The 6,000-nt window shown below is 35.1% G+C and carries 3 protein-coding genes; 2 read left to right on the top strand and 1 reads right to left on the bottom strand.

What is annotated here, in order from left to right:
- Nucleotides 1-1,559 (bottom strand): alkyl hydroperoxide reductase subunit F (ahpF, locus tag AC5YCE_RS13595; RefSeq protein WP_496172398.1); only part of this gene is annotated, 1,559 nt, incomplete at its 3' end.
- Between the two features lie 171 nt (nt 1,560-1,730).
- Here ahpF and AC5YCE_RS13590 point away from each other — a divergent pair.
- Together AC5YCE_RS13590 and AC5YCE_RS13585 are read left to right on the top strand one after the other, a co-directional pair.
- A complete protein-coding gene (locus AC5YCE_RS13590; protein WP_496172397.1) occupies nt 1,731-3,530 on the top strand; it encodes a DUF4116 domain-containing protein in 1,800 nt (599 codons plus the stop codon).
- Nucleotides 3,531-3,760: 230 nt separating this feature from the next.
- Complete coding sequence (locus tag AC5YCE_RS13585) at nt 3,761-5,557, top strand: DUF4116 domain-containing protein (protein WP_496125074.1); 1,797 nt, start codon at nt 3,761-3,763, stop codon at nt 5,555-5,557.
- The last annotated feature ends 443 nt before the right edge of the window (nt 5,558-6,000 follow it).

Below are 6,000 nucleotides of genomic sequence, written 5' to 3'. Positions count from 1 at the left end.
CCAGAACGGATCATATAATCAAAAGCAGACAGAGACGCTTTTGCACCTTCACCCGTTGCAATGATAATTTGCTTGTAAGGAACAGTGGTACAGTCACCCGCAGCAAACACACCCTTCACATTGGTTTCGTTGCGCTCGTTAATGATGATCTCACCACGATTGCTTAACTCAACCTTCGAGTCTTTTAAGAAATCCGTGTTTGGCAACAAACCAATTTGAACGAAGATCCCGGCAAGCTCTACAGTGTGTTCAACATCTGTGGTACGGTCTTTGTATTTCAATGCTGTCACTTGTTTGCCATCACCGACCACTTCTGTTGATAAGGCATTTTTGATCACAGTAGTGTTTGGTAAGCTGTTTAACTTGTCTTGAAGCACTTGATCCGCACGTAGCTTGGTATCAAACTCAACCAAGGTCACATGCTCCACAATACCTGCAAGGTCAATTGCCGCTTCTACACCAGAGTTGCCCCCACCAATCACCGCAACACGTTTACCTTTGAACAATGGACCATCACAGTGTGGGCAGTACGCTACACCACGAGTACGGTATTCAGCTTCACCCGGTACATTCATCTCTCTCCAACGCGCACCTGTAGACAGGATCACGGTTTTCGATTCAAGTTTTGCACCATTTTCTAAAGTCACTTCAACATTGCCGTACGTGGTTTGATCTGCACCCACAATCGATTTCACTCGTTGTAAGTTCATAATGTCCACACCGTACTCACGGACGTGTGCTTCCATTTCAGCAGCAAACTTCGGACCTTGGGTTTTTTGAACTGACGTGAAGTTCTCAATGTCCATGGTATCCATGACCTGACCGCCCATGCGCTCAGCCACGATCCCAGTACGAATACCTTTACGCGCCGCATAGATGGCTGCGGTATTGCCCGCAGGACCACCACCAATGACGAGTACATCGAAGGCGTCTTTGGCATTTAACTTCTCAGCATCTTTGGTAGCAGAGTTCGTATCTAACTTGGCAATGATTTCTTCCAAAGTCATACGCCCTTGACCGATGTGTGCGCCATCTTGGAACAACATTGGAACGGCCATGATTTTGCGTTCTTCGACTTCGTCTTGGAAGAAAGCACCATCAATCATGGTTGCTGTTGTACCTGGGTTATTGATCGCGATTAAGTTCAAGGCTTGAACCACGTCAGGACAGTTATGGCAGCTGAGTGATACAAACACATCAAAGTTTGATTTAATGCCTAAGTCTTTAATTTGAGCCAACACTTCATCAGAAACTTTTGGGGCATAACCAGACACTTGTAGCAATGCCAAGATCAAAGAGGTGAATTCATGACCCATTGGAAGACCTGCAAAGAATACACGTGGCTCTTCACCTGCTTTTGCAATCCCAAAACTTGGTGCACGGCTGTTTTTACCGTCGAAACGTGCAGTGACTTGATCAGACAATGCTGCGACCTCTTCAACCAGTTCTTTAATTTGGTTGGATTTATCTGTGCCATTTAAGGTTGCCACGATTTCAATTGGGCTTTCAAGGCGTTCAAGAAGTGTTTTGAGTTGTGCTGAAGTATTTTGATCTAACATTGCTAACGTCTCCAAAGGAGTAAATGTTTATTTGATAAATGAATCATAGCCAAATCTTATAAACAGGTAAAACAGTTTGTTTTTATACAAACAATCGGTTTTTTGAATTCTATAATTATTGAGAATATTGGTTATACTTAAACCTAATAAATAACAATAAATCTAGCCATAATGAAAACAGTAAAATTTGATGCTAATCGTATTTTTAGAGAACCAGATCATTTTCTCCTCGCACCTCAACATTTACGTGAAAATAAAGAGTTTATCAAAAAGTGTTCAAATGAAAGTGGTGGAGACTTTTTCGTTTATGTGGAAGATAAGTTTAAACAAGATGAAGATTTTGTATTCGAAAACTCTTCTCTACATTCAAGCCCTTTATACTTAAAAGAATATAAAGGCTATACCTTTTGCAAATGCCTTTGGGGGAGAGCAAATTATTTCAGTATTCACAGGAAATATCGCTATTTCGATAAAGACATTGCCTTAGCAATTGCTTATGAAGGACGTAATCTTGATCAATATTCTCCAGAATTTGCTTTTAATAAAACAAGTGCTTTCCATTATGCTCGTTATTTTTCAAATAATTATGAAAACTTAAAACCAAAATTTCAGAACAATATTTATTTAGCAATGGCGGCATTGACTGATGATTGCGCTATTGATATCACCCAATATAAAAAAATCATCAAAAGCCGTTTATTTTGTCAAATGTACCTCATTTATGATGCCGAAAATATTTCAAAGATTCCAAAAAAGTTCCAGATGGAAGCCAAATTTGTTCAGCACGTATTGGCACATAATCCAGATTTTTACCCCTACATAAATACTCAATTTAAAGCTCAAGAAAAATACCTCACAATTGCACTCAATGCTCAGCGTCCAAAAATCTATGAATCCAATCACTCCAAATATGGCATTACACCACGTCGATCTACTCAGCCCGGAGATTTAATACTATCCGCTCCAGAGAAGTTTCAAACTACAAAAAATCTTTATCGTGCTGCGATGCTAGGTTTGTCTAATTTAAATGGCTATAAAGGGAAAATGAGTCTGGAAATTGCTCGAAAATTAGTTGAGCTTAATCCGAGGAATTTTCATGCCTTAAGCGATATTTATAAACGTCATGATCTGATTATTCGGACAACAATCCGAAAATATCCTGAAATTATTGTAGATATTGATCCAAAACACTCCAATTATAAAGCCTATGCAAAAATAGCCTTGCAAGTAGATGGTAGCTTACTCAGGTACATAAATGAAAATACATGGACAGATGCACTTATTTGCATTGCGCTGAAAAGTTCAGGATATAGTTTTAATTATTTAAACGATCAATTAAAAGATAATGAGAAATTTATAAAAATTGCGTTAAAGCAATCGGGCGAAATATTTAAAGAAATTCCATTAAGACATCAATCTAACCATGAAATCATTGGGTTAGCATTAAAAAATAAACCTGCAGTGTATGAATATTTACCCACTGCATTTAAAAATGACATCGAAATATGTGAATATGTATATACAAAACTTCCACGTATGATGGAATTTATGCCAAGAATATGTTTGACAAATAAATTAAAAATTGAAGAAGCATTAGAAAAAGATGGCCTAGCGTGGCCGTTTCTACCTTATAAGTTGAAACAAGATCATGGTTTAATGAATGTAGCCGAATCTCAAAATCCTTTGATTTTAGCTAAAATTCTTAATGAAAAAGAAGAAAAATTTCCGTTGGAATATATTAAATGGAGAAATCAAAATCATGACCTATACGCTGAACTTCCCCATGTTTTTCGTAATGATCCTGAGTTGTCTTTAGATGCAATCAAACTCAATATTGATAATATATATTTCCTACCTGTTGCATTGATGAAAAATGATGAATTTATGCAAAAGGTGTATAAAATTTTTCGTAAAGAATGTAAAAGACAGTGGAAGTTATTTAAGAACAATTGTGATCAACTCATTGCATAGTCGAATACACAAATAAGCATTGAATGTACCTTTTATAATAAGTTTAACAATATCTTGTTTATGTAAAACAGATTGAGAAATTTTACAATTCAATTCGAGCATCAAAAACAAAGATTTAGAAAGTGCGCTGACTCAAGCCTCTAAGTTTGCTTAACTATCCTTATACTTATGAAACAACTTTTAACTTTGCTATACTTAAAAATTAATCAATAACAATATAACTCATTCAAATGACTACCGAAAAATTCAAAATTCACCAACTGCTTAATGATCCGAGCCATTTCCTTTTAGCACCTAAGCACTTGCGCGAAAGTAAGGCTTTCATTGAGAAATGCTGTAATGAAGAGTTTGGAGATATTTTTATTTATGTCGACGAAAAATTCAAAAAAGATGAAGAGTTTGTATTTAAGAATGCTTCATTACGTGCGAGTCCCTCCTATTTAAAATTTATTAAAGGTTATGTTTTTTGTCATTGTATTCGAAGTTATGTCGATTATTTTGACATAACTCGACCTTTCCGCTACCACGATAAAGATATCGCATATGCAGTTGCGTATCGTGGAGGGACATTAGAATATCTTTCAGGGAGATATGCATTTAATAACATCACTTGTTTTTTCTTTAATAGCGATGATTCTTATAATTATTTTGAACTCACCCAAAAGCAGCAAAACAATCCTTATCTAGCCATGGCAGCAATTACTAAAGCTTATGATATTGATGTTAGTAATAAGCTAATGAATGACCGTAGATTTTGCCAAATGTACGTGATTTATAAAGCAGAGAAATTTGAAGTCATTGCTAAAAAATTTCGATCAGATGCCAAATTTGTTCAGCATGTATTGGCACGCAATCCAGATCTTTACCCATACCTAGATATCAAATTTAAAAATAAGAAAAAATATCTGAAAATAGCCTTGAATGCACAGCGACCTGATATCTATCATTTTAATCATTCTAAGTATGGCATTTGGGTGCATAGAACGACGACACCTGGAGATGTGCTGATGGCAGCTCCAGAAAAATTTCATAGCCTTCCCAATTTATATCTTGCAGCTTCACTAGGACTATCAACCTTGGAGGGCTATACAGGCCCGATGAGCGCTGAAATTGCACGCAAATTGGTTGAACTTCATCCAATCAATTACAATGCATTGGATGACAGTTTTAAAAATAATGACCTGATTATTAGAACCACTCTAAGAAAATATCCTCGAATGATTCAAAAAATTAATCCAACGCATCAGCATTATCTTGCCTATCTCAAAATAGCACTACAATTGGATGGTGGTTTGATTGAATGTGTTCCAAAAGAATTATGGACAGATAAATTGATCTGTACCGCACTCAAAAGTGCTGGCTACGCTTACAGTTCTTTTAGTAATGAATTAAAGAACAATGAAAAATGGATCAAAATTGCATTAAAGCAAGCTGGGGAAATGTATACAAACATTCCATTGGCCTATAAATCGAATCGTGAAATGATTTGGTTAGCATTAAGAAATAAACCCGCCATTTATGAACATTTACCGACCGAATTTAAAAATGACATCGAAATATGTGAATATGTATACGCAAAGCTTCCACGCATGATGGAATTTATGCCTAAACGAAATTTAGTTAACAGGGAATTATTGTTACAGGCATTGATGAAAGATGGTTTGGCTTGGGTGTATTTACCGCATCATTTAAAACGTGATTTAAGTTTAAAAAAACAAATATTTGAACAATGCGATATGACCGCGTCTGCTTTAGTGCCTAAATTATCAAATGAACTTGATCAACCTGATTACTTTGAAAGCCAATCTGAAAAAAAGAACTTTTACTATAAATTGTCTTTAAAAGATCGAGCCGACCCAGATTTGGCATTGATTTCTATTCAAGTTGATATAGACAATATTTACTTTTTACCTGTTTCACTGATGAAGAATGACGAATTTATGGAAAAGGTATATAAAATTTTCCGTAAAGAATGTAAAAGACAATGGAAAATATTCAAACACAATTGTAATCAATTGATTTCTTAAGAATTTCATAAATAATGAATATCTATAAATTAGATGAGTAAATGATCTAAACCAAATTATTCAATCGTTAAATTTGTAGAACACTCTATTGCAAAACTGAGCCTATTACTTGAATGCTAAAAAATCTAAAGTAGATCTCAATTAAATCATAGTGATTTCTTAGATGCAAAAAAAGCAATTTTAATGACAGAGTATTACTCAATCAGTTTTTTAAAAATCCATAAAGTTTCTACACCCGGATTAAAGGGCAATTATTCACAATCTAATCGCTACTGCATACCATAAAAGTAAGCTCATAAAATTATTGTTAAAGTTATCATTAGGTCTGAGATGATTTGAATAGGAATGTGAACTGATAACTTACAATTATCTCTCAATCTTTTAAGAAAAAATTCATAAATCTCAGATGTAATCTTCAAAGCTTCTAATTTGTCAAATCATAT

Source organism: Acinetobacter sp. CY79, assembly GCF_059515845.1.
This window is presented reverse-complemented; position numbering and strand designations above follow the sequence as displayed.